We start from the raw sequence: 17,261 nt of genomic DNA, 5'->3' as shown, positions 1-17,261 counted from the left end.
CATAATCTGCATCCAAGGAATCAATCTCTCTTTTCCTGCTCTAAGAACGCGGCGCGCTAGGGTTAACTCAGTCTTCTTCGGAACTTTCAGAGCGTTATGACTGAATCTGTTGCTGCCTTCTACTTTTGAATATCAGTCTCTGTCCTTTGGTATGGCATTTTTGATGATTTTGGTTTCACTCATTGTTTATGTGTTCATCACGGTCAAAATCACCAAACGGCTCACGGAATAGTAACTATGCACGAATCACTTCGGGACAACGCTTTCGCCATGAGAGCACTATTTCAGGCTGTGCTACTGCCAAAAATGTTTAGTGTGCTAAATATTGAGCGATTGAGCGCTTCCGTTGTTTGTTATTATCTCTTTATAACCACATGAAATATAGTCATTAAATTCCTTATGTTGGTTTATCTTCCGTATTTGAACGTGAAGTATTGTTTTGACAACAAATGGTTTATTTGTAACTCTTATTTTAATTGAACGTTCAATCAAGAAAAGCTTCCGCTACATTTTTAGCCGATGTGTGGAAGGTTTGAACATGCCCGGAGGAATAAATGCCAAAAGTAGGGATGCCAGCGATTCGCCGTCCGCAGCTAGTCGCTGCAACCATGGCAGTGATCGATGAAGTTGGTCTGGCAGGTGCAAGTGTTTCACTGATCAGCCGCAAAGCGGGCGTTTCAGCAGGCATTATTAATCACTACTTTGGAGGGAAGGACGGTCTTCTGGAAGAAACCATGCGATCGGTACTTCGCGAGCTCTCCAATGGTGTGCAAATCCGATTGAACATCACTTCCCCTGACGATGCATACGGCCGGATTCTGGCAATCGTTGAAGGTAACTTCGACCCGAATCAGGTCAATAGCAAAGTCACAAAAACCTGGCTGGCGTTTTGGTCTCATGCCATGCACCAACCAGCGCTGTTCAGATTGCAGCGCGTTAACGAAAGACGCCTGTTATCACACCTTCGCATTGAATTGAAAAAGCTGATGCCGAAAGAGCGTGCCAAGTTCGTTGCCCAAGGTATTGCGGCGATGATCGATGGGATTTGGCTTCGTGGAGCACTGGCTCCCGAGGGCATTGATCCACATGCTGCTGTCGCGACAGTCGAAGACTATCTCAAGCTTCAGCTAAAAGAATTTGAATCCATAACAAAAGGCAAAAATTAAATGGATATTAAACAGTTATACATTCACGGAAAGTATGTTAGCGCGACTTCCGGTGAAACATTTACCACATTAAACCCTGCTACCGGTGCAGCGCTTGCTGAGGTCCAACAAGCAAGTCAGACGGATGTCGACATTGCAGTGACCTCTGCTTGGGAAGGCTTCAAGGTTTGGTCTTCAATGAGTGCGGCAGAGCGTCGTGGCATTCTAAATAAAGCCGTCGCGATACTGCGTGAGCGCAATGATGAGCTGGCAGCGCTGGAAGTGTTGGATACCGGTAAGCCAATGCAAGAGGCCCAGTATGTGGATGTCGTCACTGGCGCGGATGTTATCGAATACTACGCGGGTCTTGCTGTAGCTATTCAGGGGGAGCAGCAAAGCCTGAGTGAAAAGCAATTCTTCTACACGCGAAAAGAACCCCTGGGTGTTTGTGCAGGCATCGGTGCCTGGAACTATCCGATTCAAATCGCGATGTGGAAAGCAGGCCCAGCACTTGCTGCAGGTAATACTATGGTGTTTAAACCTTCGGAAGAAACACCGCTAACGGCACTGAAACTGGCAGAAATCTTTACCGAAGCAGGTATGCCAGATGGCGTATTCAACGTTGTTCAAGGCGACTACCGTGTGGGTCAAATGCTATCGCGCCATGACAACATCGTGAAAGTGTCTTTCACCGGAGAGTGCGGCACGGGCAAAAAAGTGATGGCAGATGCAGCAGGTACGCTAAAGCCAGTCACCATGGAACTTGGCGGTAAATCGCCATTGATTGTTTTTAACGATGCAGACCTCGATAACGCGGTTTCAGGCGCGATGATTGCCAACTTCTACACCCAAGGTGAAGTCTGTACGCACGGTACCCGTGTTTTTGTTCATGATGATGTTTATGACCAGTTTCTTGCCCAACTAAAAGCCCGCACTGAAAAGCTGGTGGTAGGTGACCCTACCGACCCTGAAACGCAAATCGGTGCGTTGATTTCCAAAGAACATCTATCCAAAGTGCTCGGCTTTATTGACAAAGGTAAGGCAAGCGGCGCAACCCTGTTATGTGGTGGCTACCAAGTGACAGAAGGTGAATTGGCGAAAGGAAACTTCGTTGCACCTACCGTGTTTGCGAACTGTACGGATGACATGCCACATGTTCAGAATGAAATTTTCGGTCCTGTGATGTCTGTGCTGCGATTTAGCGATGAGCAGGAAGTGATTGCCCGCGCCAATGATACCTCCTATGGCCTTGCAGCAGGCGTCTTTACGACCAATTTCTCCCGTGCACATCGCGTGATTGCCAAGCTTCAAGCGGGCATTTGCTGGATTAATAACTGGGGCGCATCTCCTGCGGAAATGCCTGTCGGCGGTTATAAGCAATCCGGAATTGGCCGTGAGAACGGTATCCAGACTCTAAGCAGTTACACCCAAACCAAGAGTGTTTACGTCGAATTGGGCGATGTAGACAGTCCTTACGCATAAGAGATCGGGACTGATGGGGGCTGGAATGTCGAATACAGAATTTGATTACATCATCGTTGGTGCTGGATCTGCGGGTTGTGTCCTGGCAGATCGCCTGAGCGCGTCGGGTGAACATCAGGTGCTGATCCTTGAAGCGGGTGGCACTGACCGAAGCATTTTCATTCAAATGCCGACTGCGCTTTCGCACCCAATGAATACGGAAAGGTATGCATGGCAATTTGAAACCGAAACTGAAGACGGGTTGGATGGCAGGAAGCTACATTGTCCTCGCGGCAAGGTTTTAGGTGGTAGTTCATCGATTAATGGCATGGTTTACGTTCGAGGTCATGCTTGTGATTACGATGAATGGGAAGCTAACGGCGCGGCAGGCTGGAACTACCAAAATTGTCTGCCTTACTTCAAACGCGCGGAAACCTGGGTTGGTGGTGAAGACGAATACCGCGGGGGCAACGGCCCTGTTGGCACCTGTAACGGTAACGATATGGCGCTTAACCCGCTGTATCGCGCGTTTATCGATGCGGGTGAGCAGGCTGGCTATCCGGTCACAGAAGATTACAACGGTTATCAGCAGGAAGGCTTTGGACCCATGCACATGACCGTCGATGGTGGTGTGCGTGCCTCTACTTCAAATGCCTATCTTCGCCGCGCGTTAAAGCGCGACAACCTGACACTGATTAAAGGTGTGACGGTCAAACAAATCCTGATTGAAAATAAAGCTGCGACAGGTATTGCCTATGAAAAAGGCGGTCAGTCGTTCGAAGTGACAGCGCGTAAAGAAGTGATCAGTGCTGCAGGCTCTGTGGGTTCTCCGCAACTGTTGCAGGTATCTGGCGTGGGCCCGAAATCCGTGCTGGAAAATGTAGGTGTGGAAGTGAAGCATGACCTGCCAGGTGTAGGTGAAAACCTTCAGGATCATTTGGAAGTCTATTTTCAGTATTTCTGTAAACAGCCAATCACCCTGAATGGCAAGCTGGGTCTTATCAGTAAAGGCCTTATCGGTACTCGATGGATTTTGTTCAAAGACGGTCTCGGAGCGACCAATCACTTTGAATCCTGCGCATTTATCCGAAGCCGTGCGGGCATTAAATGGCCAAATATTCAATATCACTTCTTGCCGGCAGCAATCCGTTATGACGGAAAGTCTGCGGTGGAAGGGCATGGATTCCAGGTTCATGTTGGGCCAAACAAACCGGAAAGCCGTGGTCATGTGCACATTAAAAGTGCCGACATCAATGACAAACCGGAAATCATCTTTAACTACATCAGTACCGAGCAGGACAAACAGGACTGGCGCGACTGCATCCGCTTAACCCGCGAGATTCTGGCGCAAGAAGCGATGTCGCCTTATCGCGATGGTGAAATCCAACCGGGTGTGAAGGTTGAATCTGACGAAGAAATTGATGCCTGGGTGAAGGCCAATGTGGAAAGCGCTTATCACCCATCCTGCACCTGCAAAATGGGCGCAGACAGCGACAATATGGCCGTGCTTGATAACGAGCTTCGTGTTCGCGGTATTGCCAATCTTCGTGTGGTGGATTCATCTGTGTTCCCAACGATTCCGAACGGCAACCTGAATGGGCCAACCATCATGGTTGCTGAACGTGCTGCAGACATGATTTTGGGGCAACCCGTGGAAGCGCCGGCGGATGTGTCGGTGTGGATTGACCCAAACTGGGAAACCCAGCAACGCCTAAACCCTTTGCAGTAAGGGACCTATGCAGCAGGCGAGGTGAGGGCGACAAGCAACATCAGCAATACCCAAGTAAAAAAACGGAAGGGCGCAGCAAGTCGTTGCGCCCTCAGCCAAAAAGAAAGGAAGAGGAAGTAACCATGGATAATAAACAGACTAAGCGACTGGCAGGTTTGAGCATCACACTGGCGGTAGGTCTTACTGCCATGCCTGCAATGGCAAACCAATGCGAAACAGTCCGCTTCTCTGATGTGGGCTGGACGGATATTACCGCCACGACGGCTGCGACCACGCTTGTACTGCAAGGTATGGGATACAATACTGACATCCAACTGCTGTCTGTCCCTGTTACCTATACCTCGCTGGCAAATGGCGACATCGATGTATTCCTCGGTAACTGGATGCCGACCATGGAAGGTGATATCGCGAAGTACCGTGAGGCTGGCACCGTAGAAACCATCGGTATGAATCTAGAAGGCGCAAAGTACACTCTCGCGGTACCAAAGTATGCGTTTGAAGGCGGCGTGAAAAACTTCGCTGATATCGCGAAGTTTGAAGACAACTTTAAAGGTCGTATCTACGGTATCGAACCGGGCAATGATGGTAACCGTCTGATTCAGGACATGATTGATACCAACGCGTTCGGTCTGAAAGAGTTCGAACTGGTTGAATCAAGCGAAGCGGGTATGCTTTCTCAGGTTAAACGTGCCGTGCGCCGTGACCAGTGGATCGTGTTCCTAGGCTGGGCACCACACCCAATGAACAGCAACTTTGAACTGGAATACCTGGACGGTGGTGATGATTACTTTGGCCCTAACTACGGCGGTGCGAATGTTTACACCAACGTACGTCAAAACTATACCTCCGAGTGTCCAAATATCGGCAAGCTATTGACCAACCTGAAGTTCACTCTGCCAATGGAAAACGAAATCATGAACGGCATTCTGAACGACGGTGAGAAACCGGAAGTGGCTGCGAAGGAATGGCTGCAAGGCAACCCTGACGTGTTGACTGCTTGGTTGGACGGCGTAAAAACACAAGACGGCAAAGATGCACTCCCTGCTGTGAAAGCTCATCTCAATATCCAGTAAACCCAACTGCATTTCGCAAGCAGTAACCGCGAAAGCGGGTGCTGGGCTGGTCACCAGCCCAGCACATCAATATGGATTTTGGAGTACACATGAACTGGATTACAGATAATAAAATTCCTCTCGGCGACTACATGGAAACCGTTGTCGATTGGCTAACTTACAATGCAGCGGGCTTTTTCGACGCGCTTTCTATTTCGCTTGAATGGCTGATTCTTTCCCTCGTCGATGTGATGCAATGGTTCCCACCGTATGTGCCTATTGCGTTGACTGCGGGCATCGCCTGGCTGCTTCACCGACGCGTTTCGCTGGTAGTTTTTGTCGTTGCAGCACTTTTGCTGATTTTGAATTTGGGCTACTGGACGGAGATGATAGAAACCTTCGTACTGGTGCTCACCGCGACCATGTTGTCGGTATTACTGGGTGTGCCGCTGGGTATTCTCGCTGCACATCGACCTTGGCTTTATACCTTTATGCGTCCGGTTCTGGACTTGATGCAAACCATCCCAACCTTCGTTTATCTGATCCCAACATTAGTGTTGTTCGGTCTGGGTGTTGTACCTGGCCTGATTTCCACGATTATTTTTGCCATCGCCGCACCTATCCGCCTGACTTATCTGGGTATCCGCAGCGTGCCAGAAGAGTTGATTGAAGCAGGCAAGGCTTTTGGTGCGACACCGACCAAACTGCTGTTCAAAGTGGAACTCCCTGCCGCCATGCCAAACATCATGGCGGGTATTACCCAGTGCATCATGTTGTCTTTATCAATGGTGGTGATTGCAGCGCTGGTGGGTGCGGACGGCTTGGGTAAGCCTGTGATCCGCGCTCTGAATACAGTGAATATCTCACAAGGTTTTGAGGCAGGACTCGCGATTGTATTGGTCGCTATTATCCTCGATCGTCTTTGCAAAGCGCCGGCTTCACAAGGAAAAGAGGGTTAATCATGAAAGCAGTATCGATTGAAAACCTCGACGTGATTTTTGGTCATGGGCTTGAGCGCAGCATCACCATGCTGGACGAAGGTAAAACCCGTCAGGAAATTCAGGAGGAGACTGGCAATGTAGTTGGTGTCAGTAACGCCACCATTTCTGTCGAACAAGGTGAAATCTGTGTGTTGATGGGGCTGTCCGGCTCTGGTAAATCCAGTTTGCTGCGTGCTGTGAACGGCTTAAATCCAGTGACTCGGGGATCGTTAAAAGTACGTGATGGCGAGGAGATGGTGGAGCTTAACGGCATTGATGCAAACAAGCTTCGTGATCTCCGCTCACACCGCGTTTCCATGGTGTTCCAGAAGTTCGCACTGATGCCTTGGCTCAGCGTGGTAGACAACGTTGCTTTTGGCCTCGAAATGCAAGGCATGGGTAAAGCAGAGCGCCGCAAACGCGCTATGGAAAAGCTCGAAATGGTCGGCTTGAGTGAGTGGCATGACAAGCTGCCTCACGAGCTGTCGGGTGGCATGCAGCAACGAGTCGGCTTGGCGCGTGCTTTCTGTATGGACAGCGACATTCTACTGATGGATGAGCCTTTCTCAGCTCTCGACCCCTTGATCCGAAACCAGCTTCAAGATGAGTTATTGGAGCTTCAACGTAAGCTCAACAAGACGATTTTGTTTGTGAGCCACGACTTGGATGAAGCCCTGAAGATTGGCAACAACATTGCTATTATGGAATCAGGTAAAATCATACAGCATGGTAAACCGGAAGACATTGTGCTGCGCCCAGAGACCCAGTATGTTGAAGACTTTGTGGCGCATACCAATCCGCTTAATGTTTTACGAGGCCGTTCTTTAATGACTGCCATTGGCGATCTTGAGCGACGTAATAACATGGTTATGCTTAACGAAATGGAGCAAAGTAGACTTCAGTTTGATAGTCAGAGTTCATTGATTGCTGCCTATCGTGGTGAAACAACCTTGCCGATCCTGACTTGGGATGGTGAAACCGATGTTTGTGCGTTGCCGAAAGATGTCATCGTTATAGCCAATGCGGACATTTCAATGCGTAATGCGCTTGAAATTCGATACCAGACAGGTTTACCTCTGTTATTAGCGGAGAATGACCAAATTATTGGAGTATTATCTGATAACGATTTTTATCATGCCCTGCTAGGGAAGCACTTCTCCAATGTAGGATGATATATAATTCGAACTGAATAAAAACGGTCAGAAAATATCTGGCCGTTTTTATTTAATAGTGAATAACATAATTAAATTTTAGTTATAATGTTTTTTAATTATCAAAAAGAAGATATCCTGTAAAATTATCCTTGTCTAAATAATGCTTTCCTTAAAATAATGCCAAACTCATACATGACCTGTAATTGAGTACTAGTACAAAATTATCAATTAATTCCAAAAGCGACTTCATTCAGTTCTTTTTTCCTTTTTGTAGATTACATTTTTTTTGCCTTGAAATTTTTAGGCAAAACCAAAGTGACATTTTAATAATATTAGGAAAATATGATGAAGATTAGGAAGATAGGGGGGCTGTTCTGTGCAGCAGTACTCTCGGTTTCATCGTTTCAAACTCAGGCAGTGGGCCTCTATGCGGGGCAGGTACTTGATAAATCACATCGTGCAAATACCCATAACGTCGTGAAAAACTTCGTGGAAACACGCAAGGGCTTCGGTTATGTGGAGTTTACCGGGGGAAAAGTAATTGGTAACACCGACAATGAATTCAAAGTGACTGTGGGTCCACATAACACCACTTTGGGTTCCGTACTTGGCGGTGTCGACTTGAACTTTAATCCTGAAGAACTGAATTGCGTCCGTGGTTTGCATCTTTCGCTCAGCGTGGGCAGTGATGTTCCCTTATCACTGAGCCCAACGTGTGACGCGTTATTGCGTGCTGATATCAATCGCACTATCAGTCATACAGTGGCAGAAGCAGAAGTGCCTATCCCTGAAGTGCCTATCGATCCAGCAGGCGTGTTCCGTCTCGGAGTGAAAGTCGGTGCGGCGTTAAAAGTTGGGGCAGATTTTGCTGCAGGTCTTGAAGTTGGTGGTTTCGATAAGCCTAACAAGCCAATCGAAATCAATGGCCAGCGTCGTCCAGACTTTGTTTATGCCAGTGTTCGTCCCTTTATTTCTGGGGATGCGACAGCAAAAGGCTACGCCAGCTTGAATCTTCTATTTAAAACGGTTGAAAAAGGAGTGAAAGGTTCACTGACCCTAATTAATGCCGGCACAAAAGCATACGCTGAAGCCGGTATTTCCTACGAGCCTGACTGTGAGTGTGACCAAACAAAGGATTACCAGTATTACACCAAGCTTAAATGGGATGCGAGCGCTAAAGGCGGTAATGGGAAAATTGGATTGTACTGTGACGTTAAACTATTTGGCCTTGCGCGAATATTGTATGCAGAGACTGATCTGATTAGTTGGTCGCCGATTTACGAGTTTAACCACACGATTTATGAAAAAACGGCTTACTTCTAATTATTAATATTTATGGAGGCACCAAAGGTCAACAGACTCTCGTGCCTCCTGTTTTTGAATGGATAAGTCATGAACAAAAATATCGTTCTAATTTCTCTGATTGTTTGCTCAGCGGTAGTAGCATATTTTGTATGGTTTGAAACAGAGTCAGGATCAGAGAAAACATACGTATCGTCAGAGGTAAATACTATAAGTGACGCTGTCACTTTATTGATGGGGGGTTCTCCTGACGAAAATATCACTTCATACTCCCCACAAAACAGCGAACAAGTCCCGACAGTCAGGGCATATAAGGCGGTAGTGAAGTCCAAACTTTCAACACAGCACGCCGTTTTGGCCGATTTTACCAATGTACTGAGCTTTGAACTCGACATGGAAGGTGGAGTGCCAAACAAAGGCGTTGTGTTTGACGTGAAGTTTGAGTCAGAAGACCCCAATACCCAAATCCCTTCGTATCTAGGATTTACTTTCGGGTACCGTGACGGTGCATTCAAGGATGTTTCCATGCTTGGCTTAGAGCCAATGCATCCGCTGAATATCATGACAGCATTGCTTCAGCAGTTCTCTTACTACGAGGGTATTCAGAGCCTGCAACTGCCAGATGGCACCCACACTTATCTCTATGAGATTAACGGTGACTCAGTCACTCGCAAGAAAGCCGCAGACATTGGCAGTTCAGCAAGCTATCAAACGTTGGCTGATAGCGACAGCTGGCAATTAACAATAGACAATTTTGCTTTTCCCTCAAAGCTCAAAAACATCACCCGAAAAACCATTTCGATGGATGTGAATGAGCTGAAATTAGAACAACAAATTTTCATTAAACCTATCGCACCGAGAGGAACCTTGTTTGCTTCGGCAAACTACAATGCTGAAGCAAACAGTCGGTACCTAGTGGCACTGAACGACACAACGCCAGATGTGGAAGTGACCGATGAAAACTTTATGGAGACTTTGATAGCGTTCGATGCAAACCCGACATTGGATACGGCGAAGGTGCTTGGGGTCTACTTAGTGAATCAGGGATGGGGGTTCGTACGGGATTTACTGACCTCAGAAGATATCACCGACAGCATGCGTTCCAGTCTGATCTTTGCCCTCGAACGTTCTGGAGAACAAGAGGCGGAATACGTGTTGTCCTCCATCATTGAAGATGACGCTTTAGCAGAAACGGATCGTCTTCGAGCGATAATGTCTATTTCTAAAATGGGGGAGATTAACAGCCAGGTTGCCCTCAGCACGCTTCAAAACATGCTTAGCCATTCCAATCGTCTGTTGGCGCAAACCGCCATACTGAACATCGGCATATTGGGTAAACAGAACCCGAGGATGACCAATGAGGTCACAGGGTTTCTTGCCAACAAACTGGCTTCAAGTGGGGCGGGCTACAGTGAACTGTTGGCTATCGCCAATCTGGGTAATGCAGAACTCGACAACCGCGTGCTGCCATATCTGGAAAGTGAGTATGCTGATGAAAGGCAAGTGGCAGCCAAAATGCTGAGCCGGAATCCAGAAATGCAATCAAGGCTGCTGACTCAAATGCTAAATGACGGTCACCCTAGTGTGGTGAAGGCCATTACCTCAGGTATTGAAAATAACAGCCAGAATCTGAAGCTTTCAGAAAGCTACCAAGCGCAACTCAGGAGCAGGATTGATTCACCGAACATACTGGCACCCACCCGCGACCTTTTATTCGCTTTTCTCGCGAATAATGCCCAACCAACAGCTTTGAACAAATCCATTGCGAGAAAAATTCTGGAAACGCCAGATGTGTCGGCGTCTACACTGGCGCTGGCTCAGGATTTGATAAGTCGTTAAACCTCACATCATCGATTAGGCGCCGATTTCAATATCGGCGTTTTCTTTTTCTCCCAAAGAAATCTTATTGACCTGTCTACAGCTTTATAGTTTAAGGTGGCGACATTGATGGGCATAGGAGGCAAGCATGTACCGCATTTCCGAGCTGGCGGATTTGGTTGGATTATCCCGCACGGCGCTGCTTTATTACGAAAAGCAGGGACTGATTCAGGGTAAACGTTTGGAAAACAGTTATCGCGTTTACAGTGACAAAGATGTTCAGCGCGTCCGCCTTATCCAGAAGCTTCAGGCTGGAGGTTTAACGCTCAAGGAATGCAAAGCTTGCCTGAATGCCAAGGTCGATCGTGAGCTGCTGCAGAGTCGCCTGAAACAGTTGGACGAAGAGATTGCACATAAACAGCAATCACGACAATTGTTAGCGGCGCTACTGGGTGAAGGGGACTTAAAAGCTTGGCATGAATCTGTCGACACAATAGCCCCAGACGCGCATCTCGAGTGGTTAATAAAGCAGGGCTTCAGTGAAAAAGAGGCGCTGCACTTGAAATGGTTATCAAAAGACATGAATGAACATGACCGCTACATGGCCGACTTTATGCGTGTTTTCGAGACGTTGGATCGTTGGGGGCCAGGTTCGGAAGAGGAAACATTTCGTGCGCTCAGCAGTGCGAAGTTTTCGCCGAAGACATTGCTTGAGATTGGTTGTGGTAAAGGCATTGCGACGACTGTGTTGGCAAAACATACCGACGCAGCGATTACAGCGCTGGACAATGAGCCTTCTGTGCTTAACCGCTTGAACGAGCGTGCAGCCGAACTCGGCTTTTCAGGTCGCATTAGAACAGTGAATGCGAGCATGACGGAATTGCCCTTTGACCCTGAGAGTTTTGACCTGATTTGGGCAGAAGGCTGTGCCTACATCATGGGGGTAGAAAATGCGCTTAAACAGTGGCGCAAAGTGCTCAAGCATGACGGTGTTTTGGTGTTAAGTGATTTGGTCTGGCTGACCGACACGCCAAGTGACGAAACCAAAGCATTCTGGCTACAGGAATACCCAGACATTGGCTCGATTTCCCGACGTGAAGAACAGGCGAAAGCGACAGGATATGAAATCATAGAGAGTTTTACGCTCGCTCCAGAGGCTTGGGAAAACTACTTCAAGCCGTTGGAAAAAAGAGTCAATGCGCTGAAAGCAGACATGCCGGAATCAGCAGCGCTGAAGGATATTCAGGCTGAACTGAACATCTACAACCGATATTTGAACGAATTTAGTTATCAGGTCTTTGTGCTTAAAAAGAAAGGCCGCTAGGGAAAATGAAACATGAATTACACCACTTACCAAAAGACCGATATCGAATCGATTATTGAGTTGTTCCATACGACATTTGCGAATTCTGAAGGTGAAGCAGAAGGCAAAGTGCTTGGCGCATTTGCCCGCGAAATGATGGAAACCACGCCTGAGCAAGATTTACAGGTATTCGTTGCCAAAGACGGAGAAAAAATTGTTGGCAGCGTGATGTTTTCCACGCTCACTTTGGAAAGTGATAAAACAGCCAAGCTGCTATCGCCAATGGCGGTGAGTACAGAAGTTCAAGGCAAAGGTATTGGTCAGGCGCTGATTAACCATGCATTGAGTATTCTTAAATCCCAAGGCGTCGATATCGCTGTGACCTATGGCGATCCTAACTTCTACAGCAAGGTGGGATTTGCACAAATCAGCGAAGAGGTTATCAAAGCGCCTTTGCCATTGAGTTTCCCGGAAGGTTGGCTGGGACAGTCGCTAAATGGCGAAGGTTTAGAGGCCATTTCAGGTGAATCCGGCTGTGTACCTGCACTGAACAATCCAGAACTTTGGTAGTCGTTAAAAAGCGCCTTTGTGCGCTTTTTAACCTATTGTTTTACAAATAGTATGTGAATTTTTAAGTGTGACTCAAGTCGCATATCAGCCCGCTGTCGCTTTTAGTGATAAATTTGTAACCAATGTGAAATATAGCGTTACTAGGCTTACCAGCAAAAGCAGTAGGTAAGTGAAAGGAAACACTATGAGCGTACGTCAGCGATTGCTGGTGGCATTCACACTTTTTCTCGCGTCAACGATAGGACTTGGCAGTTTGGCGCTGTGGATTTCATCCCGTTCGACCGATGCGTATTCGGAATACGTGAACGAACAGCTTCCTGAAGTATGGGCGCTCTTGGCGCTTGAAAGAGATCATCGAGACCTCTCAACCCTTTCTCAAAAGATTAAAGCTCAGCTTCTGTTTTGGGGCGAAATCACACCGCAGTTTGAGAGCTTCCAAGTAAATTACCAAGCGAGCTGGGAGCAGCTCTATCAGCATCCTTCTCTTAGTGAATGGGTTCGTGCCAACGCGGAAAATAAAGAGAAGATTGATGCTTATGTCACTAAGTTATCCCGTGCGATTAAAGACAAAAGCTTCTATGACGCTGGGCGAGTGGTCGACTTTGATTTATATCCGGCGGTAGACCCAATGTTAGTGGCGATCAGTGAAAAGCTGGCAGAGCGGCGCGAATATGCGAATGTTTCTGCAGGTGGATTGATCGCCTTTTTAAAGCAACAGTCGATGTTCATCATGGCCGCAATTGGTATAGCGATCATTGTTGCAGTGATTCTGATGTTGTGGCTGCACCACACCGTCATCATTCGTATGAATAGGATTTCGACGGCACTGACCAACATTGATACGGAATCTGATCTTACTGTGCGTCTTGAAGACCATTACAAAGATGAAGTGTCAGCCATTGTCCGGGCATCCAATAATTTGCTGGAGAAGTTCAATCATTTCGTCACGCACATCAATACCAGAACTGGGGAGTTGGATGAGCAATCCGGTACGCTCGACGGCCAGAGCCACAGGGTGTCGGATATTAACAAAGATACTCAGTCGCAAATCAATGAAGTGGCTCAGTCTTTGACTGTGATGGAAACAGCGACCTCAGACATTGTGTCGGCAGTTAACAACACGCGTGAATGTATCGGCAAAATGGCCAAAGACAATGGTGATCTTCAGGCGCAAATGACCGCAACAGAGAGGTCAATTGCTTACAGTGTCGATTCTGTCGGCAAAGTGGCAATCACGATGGAAACTCTGAGAGCCACCAGTGAAAAAATCTCTGGGGTGACTGATGTGATTGAGTCCATTGCTGAACAAACCAACCTGTTGGCGCTCAATGCGGCTATTGAAGCTGCACGCGCTGGCGAGCAGGGCAGAGGCTTTGCCGTCGTCGCAGATGAGGTTCGTAGTTTGTCGAAACGTACGTCTGAATCGACGGGAGACATTCGGAACTGGATTAACGATCTGATTTCACAGGTTGAAGATGCAAGCTCACTATTGAGCGAGACTAAGATGGCGAGTGAAAACAACCAGCAGGCGAGTGTGCAGCTCCAACAATATCTCAGTGAAATGCACCGCACGTTTGAAGGCTTGGAACAACTCAGTGCAGAAGCTGGTGTGGCGCTAAATTCCCAGCATCGCGAGATCGAACACCTGACAGAGCGAAGAAGGGAGTTGAAGCGCGGAAGCCAGTCATTGACTGATGCCATCAATACCACCAGTAATGTCAGTGGTCAGCTAAGCAGTCAGTCGAGTGAGCTGTCTAAACTCACGATGCAGTTTAAGACCTAAACGAGGGACTAAAGAAAGCAAGCCTGCATCAAGCAGGCTTGTTGGTACAATGAGTTTCCGTGTCGCTATCCAGTCGGTCGAGGTGATTGCTGAACTTCCAGACACTTCTTGGATATGGCGCTGACCTGACTCTGTAACCCCGGCTTTTCTGATGGAAATGCACCCGCAAAGGCTGCCGTGCCGACCGTGAAGCCTGAGGCACCTGATTGGTATACCGCCTCAATACGCTCTTGGTTATCAATACTCCCTGCCATAATGACCGACTTTGATGACGCTTCACATACTCTGCGCATTAACTCGGGTACATCTCCCGCGAAACGGTACGCCAGCAAATCTAGCCCGTCGACGCCATCGATAGCTGAAATATCTCCTGCATGCTGGGCAATGCTAGCGACACTGCCACTCAGAATGCTCGGATGTCCTTCGATTTCTCCTGCAAAAGGGTAGTACTTGAGAGGGTGGTTTCTCACCAATGGAGCGACCAGTTCCGGCCTCGTACCACCAAGCAGATAATCGACGTTTAACGTCATTGCTGCTTTCGCTGACCGGATTTCACTCTCCTGATCCAAACTCACCACTTCCAGATAGACAAACGCTCCTGCCTGGCGAATATCCTCAGCCAGCAACTGCAGTTCTTCAAAAGGCAAACCGACATCTTTGAAGCCGATATGTATCGCTCCGCCATCAATCACCTCTTTTATTCTCTCGCGCGCGTCAGGGATGGTTTTGTCGTTCTCTGTCAGCATAAAGATAAAATCAAAGCTCATACTGGCTCTCCTCTGGTTGGTTCAGTGTATTTCTGTTTTGTGATAGCTGGTGGGCGCATCGGATAGATGCCAGCAGACTAGAGGGCGAGGCGATGCCTTTACCTGCAATATCGAAACCTGTTCCGTGGTCTGGGCTGGTGCGGATAAAGGGTAATCCGAGTGTGACATTAACGCCTTCATCTAGCCCCATGTACTTCACCGGTATCAGCCCCTGATCGTGATATTGGGCGACGACGATATCGAATCTTCCTTCTCTGGCCTGCATAAACACAGTGTCTCCGGGCCATGGACCAGAGGCATTGATGCCTTTTCGCTTTGCGTATTCGATAGCGGGAGTGATGATGTTCTTCTCCTCATCACCGAAAAGTCCGTTTTCTCCAGCGTGTGGATTCAGACCTGCGACCGCAATGCGAGGCTCCGGAATGCCAAACTGAATACAGGCGTTATGTGCCAGTTCAATCGCACGGCATTGTGCGTTGAAATCAGCCTGCTCGATGGCATTTCGCAAGGAACAATGCACAGTGACGAGCACGGTTTTGATGCTCTCGTTTAACAACATCATGGCCACATCATCTGCTCCGCCGTAATCTGCAAAAATCTCGGTATGTCCGGGGTAAGGCACCTTGGCAAGATTCAACGATTCTTTGTTGATGGGCGCAGTTACCACGCCAGAAACCTCGCCATTTTTTGCCAACTCGATGGCTTTCAAAATGGCTTTAAATGCCATTTCTCCGCTGTCACTTTGTACCTGGCCCACGCGCGGGTGTTTGTCGAGATGACTGCTGACGAGTAGGTTCAGAACGCCTCGTTGACGTCGAGCATCACGAGGGTGAGCGACAACATTTAACTTCATGTGGGGCTGGCAGATTGCCAATGTCGACTCGATGACGGTGAGGTCTCCAATTACCACGCAAGTCGGCAATGGTTCTGGATTATTCAGGGCTTTCATAATGATTTCTGGCCCAATACCGGAAGGATCACCCATGGTAATAGCAATCGGCTTTTCATTCGCTAACATGACGTTCTCCTTTGTGGTTGAATCCGAATTGGTAGATGGCATTTTTCAGGGAATCTGGGTTGCCAAATCCCCCTGCTTTTAACCCGATAAGAAAAGGTGTTTCTGAATGGGGCAGAACGGCGTGACAAACCGGAAAGCCTTTCTCCAACTGGTGACACAGCGTCATAGTGGTCACGCCAATGCGATCCAAAATAGCGCGGGAAGTCTCACCGCCTGTTGCGATCAATCCGTCATAGCGCGCGTGAGTAATAAGACGAGCTGCTTCGCTTGATAGCTTGTGCAACACGCTTTTTGGGTCTGCGTTTTTTATTGATGGTGCGGCGAGCATAGCGAGCTCATGCGCGTGGGAATTCTGTTCTTCTAAGCCAATGGATGTGCATTCGAGCTGCGCCTTTTGCTGGTGGCTAACTTCGTTTGCACTGCCTATCACCACGAGTAATCTGGAAGCCTTAAAGGGAAACGAACTCTCAGAGGGTTGACTCTCAAACCTTACGGCCAGCGCTCGAGCCAAGCCTGGCGAGCCAACCCAAAGAATCTTTTCAGGGTTTGGGAAATGACTGACCAATAAATCCAGTGCTGGCTGAGAGTCGGCATCCAGAATGAGCACCTTGTTACTCGTCAATGCCTCATTAACGGCTTCGGAAGAAGCATCTCCCGCCAATACCGCGATAGCGCCAATATCTGCGGGAACCAACTCAACAATCGAAGATGTGAGCGCAGGGTGTACCGGATCTTTCCCATAACTGGATTCAGCAACAGGAGTGCCATTAACGTACTGAACGCCAGCTCTGGTTATGCGCCCAGCGTCTGGAAAGGCGGGGGCGATAACAAGATGCTGTTTTCTACTGGCATGAAAAGCGGCGCGGATCTCCGCTTCAATGTGCCCACGCAACGTGGAATCGATAGTTTTGATGATCAGTTCATTTTCTTGCGCATTGTCGGCTGCCTGTTTGGTTATCTCGTAAGCCAACTCTTCGGTCAGACTGCGAGAGTTCGTGTCGATAGAGACAACTTGTGCGCTTGGATTTTGGTGATGATTAAGAACCACTTCACAATGTTTGCCCTTTTCATAGAAAGGTAAGGCAGCGTCTGCAGCACTTGTTAAATCGTCAGCAATGATGCGTACTTTCATCCTTTGCATACCTCCATTGAAATCATGGGGAAATGCTAAGGCAATGC

At 48.1% G+C, this 17,261-nt stretch carries 14 protein-coding genes; 11 read left to right on the top strand and 3 right to left on the bottom strand.

Going from position 1 to position 17,261, the window contains the following annotated elements:
- Positions 1-554 precede the first annotated feature (554 nt).
- From betI to K6Q96_RS22040, 11 genes are all read left to right on the top strand, one after another.
- Positions 555-1,166 carry a transcriptional regulator BetI gene (betI, locus tag K6Q96_RS22090; protein ID WP_251880199.1) on the top strand — a complete coding sequence of 204 codons (612 nt, stop codon included), beginning with the start codon at positions 555-557 and terminating at the stop codon, positions 1,164-1,166.
- Positions 1,167-2,627: a betaine-aldehyde dehydrogenase gene (betB, locus tag K6Q96_RS22085; protein ID WP_251880197.1), complete on the top strand. Its 1,461-nt coding sequence runs from the start codon at positions 1,167-1,169 to the stop codon at positions 2,625-2,627.
- A gap of 25 nt (positions 2,628-2,652) precedes the next feature.
- Entirely contained in the window at positions 2,653-4,335 is a 1,683-nt protein-coding gene (gene betA / locus K6Q96_RS22080; protein WP_251880195.1) for a choline dehydrogenase, read from the top strand.
- Between the two features lie 122 nt (positions 4,336-4,457).
- Positions 4,458-5,408: a choline ABC transporter substrate-binding protein gene (locus K6Q96_RS22075; RefSeq protein WP_251880193.1), complete on the top strand. Its 951-nt coding sequence runs from the start codon at positions 4,458-4,460 to the stop codon at positions 5,406-5,408.
- 89 nt (positions 5,409-5,497) lie between these two features.
- On the top strand, positions 5,498-6,346 hold the full coding sequence (gene choW / locus K6Q96_RS22070) for a choline ABC transporter permease subunit (protein ID WP_251880191.1): 849 nt from the start codon (positions 5,498-5,500) through the stop codon (positions 6,344-6,346).
- Positions 6,347-6,348: 2 nt separating this feature from the next.
- The gene (gene choV / locus K6Q96_RS22065) at positions 6,349-7,539 is read left to right on the top strand and encodes a choline ABC transporter ATP-binding protein (protein ID WP_251880189.1); all 1,191 of its coding nucleotides are present in this window, start codon (positions 6,349-6,351) and stop codon (positions 7,537-7,539) included.
- A 327-nt stretch (positions 7,540-7,866) separates the two neighbouring features.
- Positions 7,867-8,844: a hypothetical protein gene (locus K6Q96_RS22060; protein WP_251882372.1), complete on the top strand. Its 978-nt coding sequence runs from the start codon at positions 7,867-7,869 to the stop codon at positions 8,842-8,844.
- A 300-nt stretch (positions 8,845-9,144) separates the two neighbouring features.
- Entirely contained in the window at positions 9,145-10,662 is a 1,518-nt protein-coding gene (locus K6Q96_RS22055; protein ID WP_251880187.1) for a HEAT repeat domain-containing protein, read from the top strand.
- Between the two features lie 127 nt (positions 10,663-10,789).
- Positions 10,790-11,965: a MerR family transcriptional regulator gene (locus K6Q96_RS22050; protein WP_251880185.1), complete on the top strand. Its 1,176-nt coding sequence runs from the start codon at positions 10,790-10,792 to the stop codon at positions 11,963-11,965.
- Positions 11,966-11,977: 12 nt separating this feature from the next.
- Positions 11,978-12,514, top strand: coding sequence for a GNAT family N-acetyltransferase (locus K6Q96_RS22045; RefSeq protein ID WP_251880183.1), 537 nt, complete (start codon positions 11,978-11,980; stop codon positions 12,512-12,514).
- A gap of 184 nt (positions 12,515-12,698) precedes the next feature.
- Positions 12,699-14,297, top strand: a complete 1,599-nt coding sequence (locus K6Q96_RS22040) for a methyl-accepting chemotaxis protein (RefSeq protein ID WP_251880181.1) — start codon at positions 12,699-12,701, stop codon at positions 14,295-14,297.
- A 65-nt stretch (positions 14,298-14,362) separates the two neighbouring features.
- On the opposite strand, the gene K6Q96_RS22035 is transcribed toward K6Q96_RS22040, so the two are convergent.
- The 3 genes from K6Q96_RS22035 to K6Q96_RS22025 are packed head-to-tail and all read right to left on the bottom strand — an operon-like array spanning position 14,363 to position 17,214.
- On the bottom strand, positions 14,363-15,064 hold the full coding sequence (locus K6Q96_RS22035; RefSeq protein WP_251880179.1) for a beta/alpha barrel domain-containing protein: 702 nt from the start codon (positions 15,062-15,064) through the stop codon (positions 14,363-14,365).
- Positions 15,054-16,082, bottom strand: a complete 1,029-nt coding sequence (pdxA, locus tag K6Q96_RS22030) for a 4-hydroxythreonine-4-phosphate dehydrogenase PdxA (protein ID WP_251880177.1) — start codon at positions 16,080-16,082, stop codon at positions 15,054-15,056. The genes K6Q96_RS22035 and pdxA overlap by 11 nt, the downstream gene beginning before the upstream one ends.
- Positions 16,069-17,214, bottom strand: coding sequence for a four-carbon acid sugar kinase family protein (locus K6Q96_RS22025; protein WP_251880175.1), 1,146 nt, complete (start codon positions 17,212-17,214; stop codon positions 16,069-16,071). Before K6Q96_RS22025 ends, pdxA begins: the two co-directional genes overlap by 14 nt.
- Between the last annotated feature and the right edge of the window lie 47 nt (positions 17,215-17,261).

This window comes from Grimontia kaedaensis (genome assembly GCF_023746615.1).
Taxonomy (GTDB): domain Bacteria; phylum Pseudomonadota; class Gammaproteobacteria; order Enterobacterales; family Vibrionaceae; genus Enterovibrio; species Enterovibrio kaedaensis.
Note: the sequence above shows the minus strand (reverse complement) of the source record. Positions and strands in the feature narration are given on the sequence as shown.